Below are 16,341 nucleotides of genomic sequence, written 5' to 3'. Positions count from 1 at the left end.
TGGGGTGCGTGCATCGCAAGGCGGAGGAGGGAGTCCATGCGGTGGGGGCACCTCCCGGCCGAAGGCTGGGGGCCATCGGCGACCGACGACAACGCGGCGAGGTGCGTTTGTGCCCTGGGGGTACCTCCCGGCCGAAGGCTGGGGGAGCGTCGCCACGCAGGCGGGAGTTCGAAGACGGGCCCCAGATCCCACTGCCGACGCGCACGCCACACGCGTAGACTCCCCCCCGTGGCCAAAGTGACGCGCGACGATGTAGCCCGGCTGGCTGGTACCTCGACCGCGGTCGTCAGCTACGTCATCAACAACGGGCCGCGCCCGGTCGCGCCCGCGACCCGGGAGAAGGTCCTCGCCGCGATCGAGCAGCTCGGCTACCGGCCGAACAGCGTCGCCCAGGCGATGGCCTCCCGCCGGACCAACCTGATCGGCATGGTCGTCCCGGACGCCCGCCAGCCCTTCTTCGCCGAGATGGCGCACGCCGTGGAACGGGCCGCCTCCGAGCGCGGCAAGCTCGTGCTGATCGGCAACTCCGACTACGTGGACGACCGCGAGGTGCACTACGTCCGGGCCTTCCTCGGCATGCGCGTCTCCGGCCTGATCCTGGTCAGCCAGGGCCCCTCGCAGCGCGCCGCCGAGGAGTTCGCCGCGATGGAGGGCGCCAAGGTCGTGCTGCTGCACCGCCGCCCGGAGGCGATCGACGACGTCGCGGTGGTCACCGACGATGTGGGCGGCGCCGAGGCCGTCGTCCGCCACCTGCTGGAGGTGCACGGGCACCCGTACGTGGCCTGCTTCGGCGGCCCGGTCGAGTCCCCCGCCCCCGGCGACCCGGTCATCGACCACGTCGAGGGCTGGCAGCGCGCCATGGACGCGCACGGCCTGCCCACCGAGCCCCACCTGATCGACGCGCCCTTCCACCGCTACGGCGCGTACGAGGTCGCGCTCGGGGTGCTGCGCTCGCCGGACCGGCCGCGGGCGATCTTCTGCTCCACCGACGACCAGGCGATCGGTGTGCTGCGGGCCGCCCGCGAGGTCGGTCTGAAGGTCCCGGAGGACCTCGCGGTGGCCGGCTTCGACGACGTCCCCGAGGCCGCACTCGCCGACCCGCCGCTGACCACCGTCGCCTCCGACCGCGACGCGATGGCCCGGGCCGCCGTGGACCTGGTGCTCGACGACTCGCTGATGGTGCCCGGATCGGACACCGAGCGGGTCCGCAAGTTCCCGTCCCGCCTGGTGATCCGCCGTTCCTGCGGCTGTGGCGGCGCCGCGGCGGTCCCGACCGGGGAAGCGGAGTAGCGCACTCCGCTCCACCCGCCACCGCACACCGCCTGACCAGGCTTTATGAGAACCCAACGGGCTTCTCGGACCCTTCTGAGCCGGTTCTCATGCCATCCTCATCCACCAGGCGGACGTTGGTCGGCATGAGCGAACAGCAGCAGCACCACGACGAGCAGTACGGCCCGTACGAGCCCCGCGTGGTCGAGGGCACCGTCCTCGGCAGCAGCGCCGCCACGACCGCCTACGGGTACCACGAGGACCACTCGGCAGGCGGCTTCGACTCCCCGACCCCGCCCCCGCCCATGCCCCCCGAGCCGCCCACCGCCGGCCAGCCCGGCGGCCACGGCGGCCACGGCAACCGCGCCCGGCGCGGCCTGCTGCGCGGACGGCTCGCCCTGGTCACCGCCGTCGCCGCGGTCGCCGCCGTCATCGGCGGCGTCACCGGCGGGTTCGTCGCCGCCGAGCAGCACGGCTCCGCCGCCCGCACCAGCACCGTCGCCAGCCCCGTCTCCGCCCGCTCCGACGGCGGCGCCGACGTGCCGGCCATCGCCGCCGCCGTCTCGCCGAGCGTCGTCCAGATCACCGTCAAGAACGGCAACGGCACCGCCACCGGCACCGGCGTCATCCTCGACACCAGCGGACGGATCCTCACCAACTACCACGTGATCGACACCGCCGCCGACGGCGGCCAGATCACCGTCGCCTTCAAGGACGGCTCCACCGCCCCGGCCACCGTCACCGGCACCGACAAGTCCCTCGACGTCGCCGTGATCACCGCGAGCGGCGGCAAGAACCTCACCCCCGCCACCCTCGGCGACTCCTCCGGCGTGGCCGTCGGCGACCCCGTCGTCGCCATCGGCAACCCGGACGGCCTCACCGGCACCGTCACCTCCGGCATCATCAGCGCCGAGAACCGCGACGTCACCGTCCAGCTCGACGAGGGCACCACCAGCAGCAACGGCGGCTTCGGCTTCCCCAGCCTGCCCGGCCTGCCCAACCTGCCCGGCACGCGCGGCAACCTCCCGCAGCAGAACAGCGGCAGCACCACCACCTACAAGGCCTTCCAGACCGACGCCGCCCTCAACCCCGGCAACTCCGGCGGCCCGCTCATCAACGCCAACGGCCAGGTCATCGGCATCAACTCGGCGATGTACGCCCCCAGCGGCGCCAGCTCCACCGCCGGCGGCGGCGGCAGCAGCGCCGGCAGCGTCGGCCTCGGCTTCGCCATCCCGATCAACGACATCAAGCAGGTTCTGCCGAAACTGGAGGCCGGCCAGAACCTGTAAGACGGACAATTACCCCCGGTACCCCCAGCAGGCCCTCCACCCGACGAGAAAGGGCAGCAGCCCATGACCCCGTCCGCCGACGACCGCACCGCCGCCGAGGCCGGCCACCCCTCCGCCCGGCTCCTCGTGGTCGACGACGAACCCGCCCTCCGGGACGCCCTGGAGAGCAGCCTCGCCTTCGAGGGCTACGAGGTCGCCACCGCCACCGACGGCTACGAGGCCCTGGAGTCCGTCGAACGCGACCGGCCCGACCTCGTCCTGCTGGACATCATGATGCCCCGGATGGACGGCCTCACCGCCGTCCGCCGGATGCGCTCCCGCGGCGACACCGTCCCCGTCCTGATGCTCACCGCCCGCGACGCCGTCGGCGACCGCGTCACCGGCCTGGACGTCGGCGCCGACGACTACCTCGCCAAGCCCTTCGAACTCGACGAACTGCTCGCCCGCGTCCGCGCCCTGCTGCGCCGCAACGCCCTCGCCACCGAGGCCGCCGCCCGCGCCGCCGCCGAGGACGAGAGCGAGGTGCTGGCCTTCGGCGACCTGCGGATGAACACCGCCACCCGCGAGGTCACCCGCGCCGGCAAGCCCGTCGAACTCACCCGCACCGAGTTCATGCTGCTGGAGATGTTCCTCGCCCACCCCCGCCAGGTCCTCACCCGCGAACAGATCCTCAAGGCCGTCTGGGGCTTCGACTTCGAACCCTCCTCCAACTCCCTGGACGTCTACGTGATGTACCTGCGCCGCAAGACCGAGCAGGGCGGCATGCCCCGCCTCATCCAGACCGTACGCGGCGTCGGCTACGCCCTGCGCCCGGCCGCCGGCGCCACCACGTGACCTCCCCCACGCCCTACCCGCCCCCGCCACTGGCTCCACCCGGCGTCCCCCGCCGCCGGCGCCTCTCCCACTGGCTCCGCTCCCGCTCCCTCCGCAGCCGCCTCACCTTCCTGAGCGCGGCCGCGGTCGCGGTGGCCATCGCCCTGTCGGCGCTGGCCTGCTGGTTCATCGTGGAGAAGCAGCTGTACGACCAGGTCCGGGCGGACCTGGCGGGTGCTCCCGCAGCACCGATCGGGAGGAACCCCCTGGTCTGCTACGCCACCCCGGAAGCCGCGCTGGAGAACCAGCGCGGCGTCGTCATCCCGGACATCAGCGGAGCCGTCCCCCGGGACACCCAGTTCCTCCGGGCCGGGGCCGAGGGCGTCTGCCTGCCCCCCGGGGCGACCAAGGCCATCGTGGCCACGTCGGCGGACGCCGCCGGATTCCGGCTCAAGCCGGGCCAGTCGATCATCCGGGACGGCCGGTACACCAACGGCGACCCCGCGATCGTCCGGCTGACCCTGAACCACAGCTTCCAGGTGCCCGTCGTCGTCATGGTGGCGACCCCCTCCCAGCCCATCGAGGACTCCCTCCAGCGGCTCGCCCTCCTCCTCGGCGGCGTGGCCCTCGGCGGGATCATCCTCGCCGCCATCGCCGGCCGCGTGGTCGCCCGGTCCGCGCTCAAGCCCGTCGACCAACTCACCGACGCCGTCGAGCACATCGCCCGCACCGAGGAGGTCGGCACCACCATCCCCGTCCAGGGGGACGACGAGATCGCACGGCTCTCCACCTCCTTCAACTCGATGAGCACCGCCCTCGCCAACTCCCGCGAGCGGCAGACCCGTCTGATCGCCGACGCCGGGCACGAGCTGCGCACCCCGCTCACCTCGCTGCGCACCAACGTCGACCTGCTGATCCGCAGCAACGACACGGGCCGCCCGCTGCCCGCCGCGACCAAGACCAAGCTGCTGGGCAACATGAAGGCGCAGATGCAGGAGCTCACCGTCCTGATCGGGGACCTGCTCCAGCTGTCCCGCCCGGACTCCCCCAAGCCGGTCCACAACCCCACCGTGGTGGCCCTGCACGAGATCGCCGGGCGGGCGGTCGAGCGGGCGAAGCTGCGCGGCCCGGGGCTGGTCTTCGAGACCGCGACCGACCCCTGGTTCGTGCACGGCGACGCCGCCGGGCTCGAACGGGCGGTGATCAACCTGCTGGACAACGCGGTCAAGTACAGCCCGCCCGGCGGCACCATCGAAGTCCGGCTCCAGCAGGGCGTGTTGACCGTCCGCGACCACGGCCCCGGCATCCCGCCGGAGGAACTGCAGTACGTGTTCGACCGGTTCTGGCGTTCGCCGTCCTCGCGACAGCTGCCCGGCTCCGGCCTGGGCCTGTCGATCGTCGCGCAGAGCGTCCGGGAGGCGGGCGGCGAGGTGTCGCTGGGCCCGGCCGGGGACGGCGGCCCGGGCGCGCTGGCGACCGTCCGGCTGCCCGGCGGCCCCGCCCCCGAATAGGGCGGGACAGGCGGACAACGCAGGACGGGCGGGGCGCCCCGACAGCGCCCCGCCCGTCCTGTACCGGCTCACGGTCAGTCGATGTCGACGCCCGGGCCGATGACCTTGATCCGATCCTGCGCCGGGGCCTTCAGCGGCGAGGCCGCCGAGCTGTGGGCACCCAGGTAGGCGGCGAAGACGTCCAGGTCGGAGGCGCCGACGAGCTTGTCGGTGCCGGCCGCGAAGGCCGGGAAGCCGTCGCCACCGCCGGCCAGGAACTCGTTGGCCGCGACCCGGTACTTGGCGGCCTGGTCGATCGGGGCGCCGTTCAGCCGGATCGAGTCGACGACCACCCGGTCCGCACCGGTCTTGCGCATGTCCAGGGTGTAGTGGAGGCCCGAGGACGCCTGGAGGATCTTCGGCGCGGCCGCGTTGGAGCCGCTGACCTGCTGCTGGAGCAGCTGCACCAGCTGGGCGCCGGTCAGCGTCTTGACCTGCATCATGTTGGTGAACGGCTGGACGGTGAACGCCTCGCCGTAGGTCACCACGCCGTCGCCCTCGGCGCCGGAGGCCTTGTAGACCAGGTCGGAGCGGATGCCGCCGGGGTTCATGAAGGCGACCTGCGCCCCGCCCTTGGCGGCCGGGGCGAGCCCCTCCACCTGCGCGTCGGCGATCAGGTCACCGAGCGGCTTCTCCAGGTCGCTGTTGCCGCGGCCGTTGATGTCCGAGGCGATGTAGCCGATCGGCCGGTTGGCGATCGGGGCGGCCAGCTTGGAGTAGTGGTCGACCAGCGCCGTCATGTCGGGCGCCTTCTCGACGGTGCGGCGCACCACGTGGTTCTCGGCCTTGACCGTCGGGCGGACGATCTCGCCGGTGGTCTTGTCCAGCTTCATGTCGATCTCGGTGTACAGCCGGCCGAAGGAGGCGGCGCTGGTGACCGAGCGCGGGACGCCGTTGGGGTCGGGGATGGTGCAGGCGTACGCGTTGTGGGTGTGGCCGGTGACGATGGCGCCGATCGACGGGTCGAGCTTCTTGGAGATGTCGACGATCGGACCGGAGATGCCCTGGCCGGCCGGGCCGCAGTCGTAGTTGTAGACGCTGCTGGCCGGGTAGCCGCCCTCGTGGATCAGCGCGACGATCGAGTTGACGCCCTTGGCCTTGAGCTCGGCGGCGTACTTGTTGATCGTGGTGACCTCGTTGGCGAACTTCAGGCCCTTGACGCCCTCGGCGGTCACGATGTTCGGCGTGCCCTCCAGGGTGACGCCGATGAAGCCGACCTTCACGCCCTGGGACTTGGTCACCCAGTACGGGGCCAGCAGCGGCTTGCCGGTCTTCTCGTCGGTGACGTTGGCCGACAGGTAGTTGAAGTTGGCGCCCTTGAACGTGCGGCCGGGCTCGTAGCAGCCGTCGACCGGGTGGCAGCCGCCGTCCTGCATGCGCAGCAGCTCCTGCGCGCCCTCGTCGAACTCGTGGTTGCCGACCGAGGTGACGTCCAGGCCGAGCTTGTCCATCGCCTCGATGGTCGGCTCGTCGTGGAAGAGCGCCGAGGTGAGCGGGCTGGCGCCGATGATGTCGCCGGCCGCGACGGTGATCGAGTCGTCGGCCGGGATCCGGGCCTTGCGCAGCTCAGTGGCCAGGTACTCGATGCCACCGGCCGGGGTCGAGACCTCCTTGCCGGTGGCCGGGTCGATCTCCCGGATGGTGCCGGACGAACCGGCCGGGGGCTCCAGGTTGCCGTGGAAGTCGTTGATCGCCAGCAGCTGGAGGTTGACGGTCTTGTGACGCTTGGCGTTGGCGTCGGCGGCCTGCGCGGCCGTCGGCACGGCCACCGTGCCGAACAGACCTGCGGCGGCGACGACGGCGAGCGCCGCGCGTCGGGATCTGACGGTGAGCATGAGGGTCCCCTGCACCTTGGAGGAGCGCCCGCTGTGGACTTGACCGGGCGTCTGGGTGATGTGTTGCGCCTGTGAAGCCTAGAGTCAACGCGCGTAGCTGTCAGGATGTCGAACGTAACGAGAGGATTACCTCCTGACGAACCATCGCCGTCCGACCAGCGCCGGTGCCCCCGTCCGGGCCTCCCCGCCCAGACCACCCGCCCGACCCGCCCAGGCCCCCCGACCCGGCCGCCCAGGCCCCCCGACCCGGCCGCTCAGACCCCCGACCGGCCGCTCAGACTCCCGGCTCGGCAGCCAACTGTCGCTCGGCCCGGTCCCGTTCGGCCACCGCGTCCTCGGTCATCGCACGGTCGGTGTACACCAGCGGCCGCTCGGCCTCGGTGATGATGTGCTTGACCACCTGGACATTGCCGTTGACGTCCCAGACCGCGATGCCCGGCGACAGGGTGGGGATGATCTCCACCGCCCAGCGCGGCAGGCCCAGCACCCGGCCGGTGGACCGCGCCTCCTCCGCCTTCTGCATGTAGATCGTCCGGGTGGAGGCCATCTTCAGGATCGCCGACGCCTCCTTGGCCGCCGCACCGTCCACCACGTCGGACAGGTGGTGCACCACCGCGACGAAGGAGAGCCCGAGCCGGCGGCCGAACTTCAGCAGCCGCTGGAACAGCTGCGCCACGAAGGGGCTGTTGATGATGTGCCAGGCCTCCTCGACCAGGAAGATGCGCTTCTTCCGGTCCGGCCGGATCCAGGTGTGCTCCAGCCACACGCCGACGATCGCCATCAGGATCGGCATAGCGATCGAGTTGCGGTCGATGTGCGAGAGGTCGAAGACGATCAGCGGCGCGTCCAGGTCGATGCCGTCGGTGGTCGACCCGTCGAACATGCCGCGCAGGTCGCCGTCGACCAGCCGGTCCAGCACCAGCGCCACGTCCAGGCCCCAGGACTGCACCTCGTCCACCGCCACGCCCAGCGACTCCACCGAGGACAGCTCGGGGCTGCGCAGGGTGTCGATGATGTCGTCCAGCACCGGCTGACGGTCCTTCACCGTCGCCACCACATGGGCGTGCGCGGCCTTCAGCGCGAACCCGGCCCGCTCCTCCAGGCCCCGCCCCATCGCGACCTCGACGATGGTGCGCAGCAGCGACAACTGGCCGGTCTGGGTGATCGCCGGGTCCAGCGGGTTGAGCTTCACCCCGCCGTCCCGGGCGGCCATCGGGTCGAGCCGGATCGACTTTATGCCCAGCGCGTTGGCGATCAGGTTCCACTCGCCGACGCCGTCCTCGCCCTGCGCGTCGAGCACCACGACCTGCCGGTCGCGGAACCTCAACTGCCGCAACACGTACGTCTTCTCCAGCGCCGACTTGCCGTTGCCGGACTCGCCGAGCACCAGCCAGTGCGGGGCCGGCAGCTGCTGCCCGTACAGCTGGAAGGGGTCGTAGACGTACCCCTTGCCGCTGTACACCTCACGGCCGATGATCACGCCCGAGTCGCCCAGCCCCGGCGCGGCGGTGGGCAGGTAGACCGCCTGCGCCTGGCCGGTGGAGGTACGCACCGGCAGCCGGGTGGTCTCCACCTTGCCGAACATCAGGCTGGTGAACGCCTCGGAGAGGTTGCCGAGCGCCATGTACGGCCTCCTGGTCTGGTCGACGGGCGATGGTGGAGCGGTGCGGACCGGGCGTCAGCGGCGGATGCCGGTCGCGAACGGCAGGGTGTTGACGAAGGCCCGGTGGTGCTCGCGGTCGCACCACTCCAGCTTGAGGTAGCTCTTGCCGGCCGAGGCCCGGATGGTGCGCTTGTCCCGGGCCAGCGCGTCGGGGTTACGCGAGGACACCGTGATGTAGCCGACCAGGTTCACCCCGGCCGCACCGGAGGCCAGGTCGTCGCCGCGCTGGTCCACCCGGCCGGTGTGGGCCAGGTCGCGCGGGTCGACCGTCCGGTTCATCTTGGCCGCGCGGCTGGCCTCCGCCTCGTCGTTGGTCTTCTCGGTCAGCATCCGCTCGATCGCGACGTCGGTGGGCTCCAGGTCCATCGTCACCGCGACGGTCCGGATCACGTCCGGGGTGTGCACCAGCAGCGGCGCCAGGAAGTTGACCCCCACCGGGGTCAGCGGCCACTCCTTGATCCACGCGGTGGCGTGGCACCACGGCTCCCGGGTCGCCGACTCGCGGGTCTTCGCCTCCAGGTACTGCGGGTTGGTCGCGTCCAGTTCGGCCGGCCAGGCGTTGCGCCGGGACATCGCCTGGATGTGGTCGATCGGGTGGTCCGGGTCGTACATCGAGTGCAGCAGCGAGGAGAGCCGGGCCTGCCCCAACGGCTGGCGCACCCGGATGTCCGCCTCCGCCAGCCGGGCGCAGATGTCGGTCAGCTCGCGCGCCATCACGGCCGCCAGCCCCTCGTCGTCCCGGGCCCGCCGACCGGTCGCCGTACGGCCCATCGCGTGCGCCTCGGCCGCCAGGTCGCGGGTGTAGTGCATGCAGGCCACCAGGTACGCCCGGTGCTGCTCCGAGGAGGTCGACACCATCGACTGCAACTGGTCGTACGAGTCCTGCAGCCAGCGCGGCGCGTCGTGGTCCCCGCGCCGCTCGACGTCCTTGGCGTGCGCGTCCGGGTCGGCCGGCAGCGTCCGGGCCAGGATCTGCAACCGGGTCACGAAGCCGTCCCCGTTGGCGACGTGCTTCAGCAGCGTGCCGAACCGGTCGACCAGCGCCTCCTGGTCCTCCGAGTCGCGCAGGCCGACACCCGGGCCCTCGATCTCGATCGCGGCCGTCACCGTCCGCCGCTCCAGGTGCATCAGCACCCCGACCTCGTCCGGCCCGAACGGCGCGGCCAGCCAGCGCAGCCGCCCCACCCCGGGCGGCGGGCCGACCTCCACCTCCCGGCCGTCCATCCGGGTCCCGGCGTCCATCACGTCCGAGCGCCACACCGACCGGCCGCTGCGCACCGTCCGGCGGTAGGTGCGGTTGATCTCCGCCCACTTGTAGAACGTCCGCCTGCGGTACGGCACGTACACCGCCGCGATGGCCACCATGGGCAGGCCGATCAGGCCGCCGATCCGCAGCGGCAGGATCGGCATCAGCAGGCCCCAGAGCATGCCGAGGAACGCCCCGAAGATGATCAGGACGATCTCGCCGGACTCCCGGTTGCGGCCGATCGGCGCGTTCGGGCGGGCCTTGCCGATCAGGTAGGTGCGGCGCTGGTGCACGTACGGCTGGGCGTACTGGGCTCCGTACTGGCCGAGCGGTTCACTGCTCACTTACCCGTCACCCTCCCTTCGCTGAGTTGCTGTCGCGGATCGGAACCGAGGTCTGCGGCGGCCCGGCCTGCGGTGGTGGCGCCGGCGTCCGCCCGGCGTGCGCGGCGATGCCCGGCGCGACCGAACCGCCGCCCGCACCCCCGCCGCCGCCACCCGCACCGACCGGCCCGCGGTCACCGTGGGTGGTGATGCCCTGCTTCATCAGGTTCGCGGTGCCGTTGATCATCGCCGAACCGGCCGACACCGCACTCGCCCGGGCATGGCGCATGTTCATGATCTCGTCGCCGAAGCCCGGCACGAAGCGGTACACGGCGGCGCTCGCGAAGATCGACAGGAACAGGATCGCCAGCCCCGACAGCACCCGCGCGAAGTCGTCGCTGGCCCCGGCCCCCGACGCCACCGCACCCGCCAGGCCCAGGATGACCACGATGATCGGCTTCGCCAGGTCCACCGCCACCATCACCCCCGCCCACCGGCGCACGTGCTTCCACAGCTGCTTGTCCACCAACCCCGCGTACACCGCCGTACCCAGCAGCGCGCCCACGTACAGCATCGCCGCCCGGATCAGCAGCTCGATCCAGAGCACCGCCGCCGCCAGCACCGCCACCAGCGACACGATGATCAGGATCAGCGGGCCGCCGCCCATGTCCCCCTTCTCCAGGGTGTCGGCGAACGCGCCCAGGTACGACCCGGTGTCCGACTTCGTCCCCACCGCGATCGCCTTGGTCAGCCCGTCCGTCACGCTCACCACGGTGTAGAGGATCAGCGGCGTGAACGCGGACGCCACGACGGTCAGCCACAGGAAGCCGATCGCCTCCGTGAACGCCGTCGCCAACGGCGCCCCCCGCACCGCCCGCTTCGTCACCGCCAGCAGCCACAGCACCAGCGTGATCACCGTCGACACGGCGAACACCACCGCGTACTGCTGCAGGAACGACGCATTGGTGAAGTCCACCTGCGTCGTCCCGTCGATCGCGCTCGACAACTTCCGCACCACCCAAGCCGCCGCCTGGGCACACCCCTTGGCCAACGACCCCAACGGATCGGCCACACTCCCGATGGCCCCACCGCCCGGGATGACGACCGCGCCATTCGGGGCGCAGCCCGCGTCGCTGCCCGGGATCGGCAGATCGACCTTCTGGCACGTGGGGGTGGCGGACGGCGTGGCCGACGGTGACGGCTCGGCGAACACCCGCTGGGCCGCCAGCAGCGCCGCGACCTGCAAGGCGGCGAACGCGCCCGCCAGCGTGCCCGCTCGGCGTGCGGTGGAGCGGTGTGAGGTCTGGTCAACGGGCATAGCGGAACCCCCCGAGCTGCTGGACGGCGCCGGTGATCTCGTCGGCGGTGGCGGCCTGCTGGTCCCCCGGCATCGGCGCGGGGCCCTGCTTGCTGGTGAAGTCGGTGAGCTTCCAGTCGCCGCCCGTCCAGTGGAGCGAGAGCGTGAGGGTGAACCAGTTCGTCGTCACGGGCTGGACCGAGTGTTCGCCGGCGAGGCCGGTGAGGCCGGTGCACCAGACCTCGACCTTGGCGTCGCCGTCGCTGTAGCCGGTCGACTTGGCGCCGACGGGGACGGTGCGGCTGACGAACGTGAGGCCCTTGGGCGCGCGGCCTTGGGCGTCGAGGCCGTAACGGGCGGCGGTGTCGCCGCCGAACCCCTGGTCCAGGCGGCCCTGGAGGCCCGAGACCGCGCCCGGGTCGGCGATGGTGGCGACGATGGTGTGGCGGCTGTCGGCGCGGAACATGTCGGCGGAGCCGATCGCCACCGCGTAGTTGGCGGCGGCGGACTGGGCGCCCTGGTCGGTGTGCGGGTAGCCGGAGCCGATGCCGTTGGTGGTGGTGCCGACGGGCTGGTCGCCGCTGGGGGCGGGGCCGGCGCCGGCGGGCGCGGTGGGGGCGGCGTGGTCGGCGGAGCGGCCGGTGCTGCCGGGGTCGGGTTTGTCGCGGTTGGCGATGGAGATGGCCACGACGAGCAGGGTGACGACGACGAGGACGGTCAGCAGGGTGCGGAGCGGTCGGGCCTGACGCTGGGTCGGCTGGGAGGAGGGCTGTTCGCCGACCGGCAGCCGCGTACGGGTGTGCGGCTGGTCGTCGGACAACGGCACGGCGGCCCTCCTGGTGCGGGGAGCCGGGGGGCTCCGGGGGCCCTCCGCCGGGGGCGGGCGCGGACGGAGGGTGGGAACGGGGGGTGGACTGCTGGCGGGTGGGCTCGGGGCGGTCCGGACGGGGACCTGGCCCCGGGGCGGGCGGGCCTGGCTACTGCTGTCCGATCGTCAGATCGCCATGCCGTAGACAATGGTGAACAGAGTGCCGAGTGATCCAATGATGAACACGCCGGTCAGACCGGCGACGATCAGCCCCTTGCCCTGTTCGGCGCCGAAGCTGTCGCGCATCGCGGTCGCACCGATCCGCTGTTTGGCCGCCCCCCAGACGGCGATGCCGAGGCAGAGGAGGATGGCGACGGCCATGATGACCTCGACCATCACCCTGGCCTCCGACCCGAGGGTCGCGAACGGGCCCCAGTCCGGGGCGATCCCGCCGATGATGGTGTCGATATTCGGCTTCTTTGGTGGGTCCTCGGCCAGGTGGCCGATCGCGTTCGTGTGCACGCTGCTCAGGTTCATTTCCATCTCACCGCCCGATCAGGCAAATTCAAGGGCCCTGACCCCGCCCGCGCGAAGGGTCGGTACCTATTCTTGGCCAGATCTGATGTCGACTTGGCTACTTCTCGCGGATTGGTCGTGAGGTACCGGGCACGTACGCGAGGATGTCCACCGTACGAAGGATAGCGCTCACTCTTTGTATCTCTGATGATTGCGGTGAGCAACGCCTTCCGGAACACTTCGACTGACGATTCGTCGGGATGGTGCTGATGGTACTCCGGAAGGCCGGTACGGCCGCCGCCGCTGCGGGAGTTGTGACGTTCGGGTTGCTCGGTTTGGTGACGGTGGGGACGTTCGCGGCGAGTGGGACGCCGCAGCAGTCGGCGAATCGCGCCGCACTCTCGCCGGGGACGGTCCCGGCGGCGTTCCAGGCGCCGATCCAGCAGTGGGGCGCGCTCTGCCCGGAGATCTCGCCGCCGATGCTCGCGGCACAGCTCTACCAGGAAAGCGGTTTCGATCCGAAGGCCCAATCGGGCGTCGGGGCACAGGGAATGGCGCAGTTCATGCCCGATACCTGGGCGGCGTACGGCACGGATGCCAATGGGGACGGCAAGAAGGACGTCTGGGACCCGCTGGACGCGATCGCCTCGGCGGCCACCTTCGACTGCGCGCTCGCGAAGGACGTCGCCAAGGTCCCGGGCGACCGGCAGGCCAACCTGCTGGCCGCCTACAACGCCGGCCCGTACGCGGTGACCAAGTACAACGGGGTGCCGCCGTACAAGGAGACCCAGGGCTATGTGAGGAACATTCAGGCGATGGCCCGCAGCTTCACCGTGCCCACGGCGCCGGTGGAGGTGTCCGGGCAGTCGGCCGCGGCGATCTACTTCGCGCAGAGCAAGCTCGGGACGCCGTACCTGTGGGGCGGGGAGGGACTGCCCTCGCAGAACGGGCGGTTCGACTGCTCGGGCCTGACCCAGGCGGCGTACGCCAGCGTGGGCATCACGCTGCCCCGGGTGGCGAACGACCAGTGGTACGCCGGCCCGCACCCGTCGCGCGATCAGCTGCGGCCGGGCGACCTGGTGTTCTGGGCGACGGACCTGAACGATCCGCGGAGCATCCACCACGTCGGGATCTACGTCGGCGGCGGCTACATGATCAACGCGCCGCACACCGGCGCGGTGATCCGCTACGACAAGATCGACACCAGGGAGTACATCGGCGCGACCAGGGTCACCTCGGACGGCGCCCAGGCGCTGCCGGCCCGCAACGCGGACGGTTCCGTGAGCGCCCCGAGCCGCCCGGGCTCGACGACGCCGACCGGCTCGACCAGTCCGACCGCGGCGACCACCCCTTCGGCCCCGGTGGCTCCGGCAGCCCTGGCGAGCCCCAGCAACGCCGCCACCCGGCCCGCCGCCGGACCCCCCGCGGCCGCCGCGCCACCCGCCCCGACCGGCCCGGACCCCGCCGGGGCGGGGCGGCTGGCGGCGAGGAACTGAGCCGCCCGTGGCCCCGAGGTGTGAGTGCCCTGTGGACGCTGAGTCAAGTTTCCATAACCGCGCGTTTCCGTGGAACGCTGTGCCCCGGCGATGACGTTGATCCCGATGGCCCACCGTCAGCTTCCCGCGCCGGGAAGGGCCCCGACCGGATCGAACAGCTGCAGCGGACCAGAAGGAGGTGCGGCGTGTCGACGCCGCTTGCCGACACGACCAACCCCGACCTCGGCCTGCTCTACGCCGTCAACGGACTGGCCAAGCGCTCCCCGCAGTGGCTGGACCACCTGGTCTCGTGGATCGGTGAGTACGGCATCCTGATCGGCCTGGCGATGCTGGGCCTGGTGGCCTGGCTGCAGGCGAGACGCCGCCCGGACGCGCCGGTGGCCGTCGCCGGGCTGCTCTGGGTGCCACTCTCCGTCGCCATCGCCGAGCTGGCCAACCTGCCGATCGCCGCGATCGTGAACCGCCCGCGCCCGTTCGTCGACCACAGCGGGCTGCTGGTGCTGGTGGACGGCAAGGCCGGCACCCACTCCTTCGTCAGCGACCACTCGACCATGACGATGGGCGTGGCGGTGGCACTGTTCCTGGTGAACCGGCGGCTCGGCTGGATCGCCGGGGGCCTGGCCCTGTTGCAGGGCTTCTGCCGGATGTTCATGGGCGTGCACTACCCGACCGACGTGATCGGCGGCTTCGCGCTCGCCGCCGCGGTGGTGCTGCTGCTGGCGCCGATCGCGATGGCGGTGCTGGTCCCGCTCTGCCACGCGCTGGGCCGGACCGCCCTCGCCCCGCTGATCCGGGCGCCGGAGCGGGCCGGCGCCGGCCCGCGCGGCCGGCGGCGCGGGCGCGAGCGCGGGGCGGTGCGTTCCGAGGAGCAGCCGCCGGAGTCCGATCTGGCGGCGTGAGCCGCCCGGCCCGGCTACCCCGGTCCGCCGCCGCTCTCGGCGAGGGCGAGGTGGTCGTCCCCCTCGCGCCGGGCCAGGTCGCGCGAGCGGCGGGCCGGTGAGAACCAGCCGCAGCTGCAGGTCGCGAAGGCGAAGGAACCGCGCTCGCTGACCGCGACACGGTGTTCGGGCATCCGGGCGGTGCCGGGGAAGGCCGGCAGCTCACTGTGCACGTGGTTCACCGTAACGCGCCGGGCGCCGGGCGCGCGATGCCGTCCGCAAGACCTCTTCCGCGTAACCCTTCGCGGCTCAACTCGTTTGCCCGGAAAGAGCTCTGTTCACCTGGTGGTGTCGGCAGGGCAGTCAGGCCTGAGGGGGTTGTCGCGAGGATGAAGATGACCGACCAGCAGCGTGGCGGACGGCCGGGGCGCCGTCCGCTGCCGCATCTGCGTTCGGCGGCCGGGGCCGCCCTGCTCGCCGCCGCCCTGGCCGGCCTGTCCGCCGGCTGCGCGGCCGGCTCCGGGGGCGGCTCCTCCGACCGGCAGTCGGGTGCCCCCGACCAGCTCGCCGCGGACCCGCTGACGGCGGTGCGCAACAGCGCCGACATCACGGGCCGCACCGGCTCCGCGCACACCGCCACCGAGTTGGTCACCGAGTCGTCCGAGAAGAAGGCCGTCTTCACCGGGACGGGCGGCTACGACTACGTGAAGCGGATCGGCCGGCTGGAGGTCCAGGTGCCGCCGGGCGCGGCGACCACCGGGAAGATCGTCGAGGTGGTCCTGCCGGGCACCGTCTACCTGCAGAACAGCGGCGCCAAGGTGCCCGAGGGCAAGTGGGTCAAGCTGGACGTGCGCCAGCTGCCGGACGGCAACCTGGTCAGCAGCGGCGCCACCGACCCGGCCTCGGCGGCGGGCGCCCTGCGCGGGGCGCAGAAGGCGGACGCGGTCGGCACCGAGACTGTCGACGGGGTGGCGCTGCACCACTACCGCGGCACCCTGGACCTGGCCAAGGCGGCCGACGCGACCGGCGGCCGCGGCGGGGACGGCCTGCGGATGGGGGCCCAGACCTTCACCGTGAAGGAGGTCCCGTACGACGCCTGGCTGGACGACCAGGGCCGGCTGCACAAGGTGGTCGAGGTGTTCACCTTCGCCGGGGTGGCCGGTTCGAAGGAGGCCAAGGACCAGGTGAAGGTGACGTCGACCACCTCGGTGACGGACTTCGGCAAGCCGGTGGAGGCGGCCGAGCCGCCGGCCTCGGACATCTACGCGATGAAGCCCTCGGAGAGCCCGAAGTAGGCCGCCGGGGCAGGGCTCCGGCGCCGGGGCGAACCGGGGCGCCGGCGGGGGGGGGGGCCGCGC

Annotated in this window: 14 protein-coding genes; 7 read left to right on the top strand and 7 right to left on the bottom strand. The window is 72.1% G+C overall.

Annotated elements, in window-relative coordinates; genetic code table 11:
* The first annotated feature begins 228 nt into the window (after positions 1–228).
* The 4 genes from ACFV6D_RS34860 to ACFV6D_RS34845 all read left to right on the top strand — a co-directional run bounded on the left by ACFV6D_RS34860 (position 229) and on the right by ACFV6D_RS34845 (position 4,882).
* Positions 229–1,290: a LacI family DNA-binding transcriptional regulator gene (locus ACFV6D_RS34860; protein WP_363632082.1), complete on the top strand. Its 1,062-nt coding sequence runs from the start codon at positions 229–231 to the stop codon at positions 1,288–1,290.
* 125 nt (positions 1,291–1,415) lie between these two features.
* Positions 1,416–2,558 (top strand): S1C family serine protease, encoded by a 1,143-nt coding sequence (locus tag ACFV6D_RS34855; protein ID WP_380562785.1) that lies wholly within the window; start codon positions 1,416–1,418, stop codon positions 2,556–2,558.
* Between the two features lie 63 nt (positions 2,559–2,621).
* On the top strand, positions 2,622–3,392 hold the full coding sequence (locus ACFV6D_RS34850; protein ID WP_063348272.1) for a response regulator transcription factor: 771 nt from the start codon (positions 2,622–2,624) through the stop codon (positions 3,390–3,392).
* Positions 3,389–4,882, top strand: coding sequence for a sensor histidine kinase (locus tag ACFV6D_RS34845; protein ID WP_380341842.1), 1,494 nt, complete (start codon positions 3,389–3,391; stop codon positions 4,880–4,882). The genes ACFV6D_RS34850 and ACFV6D_RS34845 overlap by 4 nt, the downstream gene beginning before the upstream one ends.
* A gap of 74 nt (positions 4,883–4,956) precedes the next feature.
* On the opposite strand, the gene ACFV6D_RS34840 is transcribed toward ACFV6D_RS34845, so the two are convergent.
* The 6 genes from ACFV6D_RS34840 to ACFV6D_RS34815 form a co-directional block, all read right to left on the bottom strand.
* Positions 4,957–6,756: a bifunctional metallophosphatase/5'-nucleotidase gene (locus tag ACFV6D_RS34840; RefSeq protein WP_380562783.1), complete on the bottom strand. Its 1,800-nt coding sequence runs from the start codon at positions 6,754–6,756 to the stop codon at positions 4,957–4,959.
* Between the two features lie 274 nt (positions 6,757–7,030).
* Positions 7,031–8,380 carry an ATP-binding protein gene (locus tag ACFV6D_RS34835; RefSeq protein WP_063348274.1) on the bottom strand — a complete coding sequence of 450 codons (1,350 nt, stop codon included), beginning with the start codon at positions 8,378–8,380 and terminating at the stop codon, positions 7,031–7,033.
* A gap of 54 nt (positions 8,381–8,434) precedes the next feature.
* Positions 8,435–10,009 (bottom strand): SCO6880 family protein, encoded by a 1,575-nt coding sequence (locus ACFV6D_RS34830; RefSeq protein WP_063348275.1) that lies wholly within the window; start codon positions 10,007–10,009, stop codon positions 8,435–8,437.
* 7 nt (positions 10,010–10,016) lie between these two features.
* Positions 10,017–11,306, bottom strand: coding sequence for a hypothetical protein (locus ACFV6D_RS34825; RefSeq protein WP_380562781.1), 1,290 nt, complete (start codon positions 11,304–11,306; stop codon positions 10,017–10,019).
* Positions 11,296–12,111, bottom strand: coding sequence for a hypothetical protein (locus ACFV6D_RS34820; protein ID WP_380562779.1), 816 nt, complete (start codon positions 12,109–12,111; stop codon positions 11,296–11,298). The genes ACFV6D_RS34825 and ACFV6D_RS34820 overlap by 11 nt, the downstream gene beginning before the upstream one ends.
* 168 nt (positions 12,112–12,279) lie before the next feature.
* Positions 12,280–12,630, bottom strand: coding sequence for a hypothetical protein (locus ACFV6D_RS34815; protein WP_063348277.1), 351 nt, complete (start codon positions 12,628–12,630; stop codon positions 12,280–12,282).
* A gap of 248 nt (positions 12,631–12,878) precedes the next feature.
* On the opposite strand from ACFV6D_RS34815, the gene ACFV6D_RS34810 reads away from it, so the two are divergent.
* Together ACFV6D_RS34810 and ACFV6D_RS34805 are read left to right on the top strand one after the other, a co-directional pair.
* Positions 12,879–14,105, top strand: coding sequence for an NlpC/P60 family protein (locus ACFV6D_RS34810; protein WP_380562777.1), 1,227 nt, complete (start codon positions 12,879–12,881; stop codon positions 14,103–14,105).
* A 185-nt stretch (positions 14,106–14,290) separates the two neighbouring features.
* Complete coding sequence (locus ACFV6D_RS34805; RefSeq protein WP_063348278.1) at positions 14,291–15,004, top strand: phosphatase PAP2 family protein; 714 nt, start codon at positions 14,291–14,293, stop codon at positions 15,002–15,004.
* Positions 15,005–15,018: 14 nt separating this feature from the next.
* Here the strand turns inward: ACFV6D_RS34805 and ACFV6D_RS34800 are convergent, their stop codons facing one another.
* On the bottom strand, positions 15,019–15,216 hold the full coding sequence (locus ACFV6D_RS34800; protein WP_079136271.1) for a hypothetical protein: 198 nt from the start codon (positions 15,214–15,216) through the stop codon (positions 15,019–15,021).
* A 162-nt stretch (positions 15,217–15,378) separates the two neighbouring features.
* On the opposite strand from ACFV6D_RS34800, the gene ACFV6D_RS34795 reads away from it, so the two are divergent.
* A complete protein-coding gene (locus tag ACFV6D_RS34795; RefSeq protein ID WP_063348280.1) occupies positions 15,379–16,278 on the top strand; it encodes a hypothetical protein in 900 nt (299 codons plus the stop codon).
* Positions 16,279–16,341: the final 63 nt, after the last annotated feature.

Source organism: Kitasatospora sp. NPDC059812, assembly GCF_042732075.1.
Lineage (GTDB): Bacteria > Actinomycetota > Actinomycetes > Streptomycetales > Streptomycetaceae > Kitasatospora.
The sequence above is the reverse complement of the archived record's forward strand: the minus strand, read 5'-3'. Positions and strand labels throughout refer to the sequence as shown.

Coding starts and splice junctions, on each gene's coding strand:
- ACFV6D_RS34855 (WP_380562785.1), top strand. CDS start 1,416: ATGAGCGAACAGCAGCAGCACCACGACGAGCAGTACGGCCCGTACGAG.
- ACFV6D_RS34850 (WP_063348272.1), top strand. CDS start 2,622: ATGACCCCGTCCGCCGACGACCGCACCGCCGCCGAGGCCGGCCACCCC.
- ACFV6D_RS34840 (WP_380562783.1), bottom strand. CDS start 6,756: ATGCTCACCGTCAGATCCCGACGCGCGGCGCTCGCCGTCGTCGCCGCC.
- ACFV6D_RS34835 (WP_063348274.1), bottom strand. CDS start 8,380: ATGGCGCTCGGCAACCTCTCCGAGGCGTTCACCAGCCTGATGTTCGGC.
- ACFV6D_RS34825 (WP_380562781.1), bottom strand. CDS start 11,306: ATGCCCGTTGACCAGACCTCACACCGCTCCACCGCACGCCGAGCGGGC.
- ACFV6D_RS34815 (WP_063348277.1), bottom strand. CDS start 12,630: ATGAACCTGAGCAGCGTGCACACGAACGCGATCGGCCACCTGGCCGAG.
- ACFV6D_RS34810 (WP_380562777.1), top strand. CDS start 12,879: ATGGTACTCCGGAAGGCCGGTACGGCCGCCGCCGCTGCGGGAGTTGTG.
- ACFV6D_RS34795 (WP_063348280.1), top strand. CDS start 15,379: ATGACCGACCAGCAGCGTGGCGGACGGCCGGGGCGCCGTCCGCTGCCG.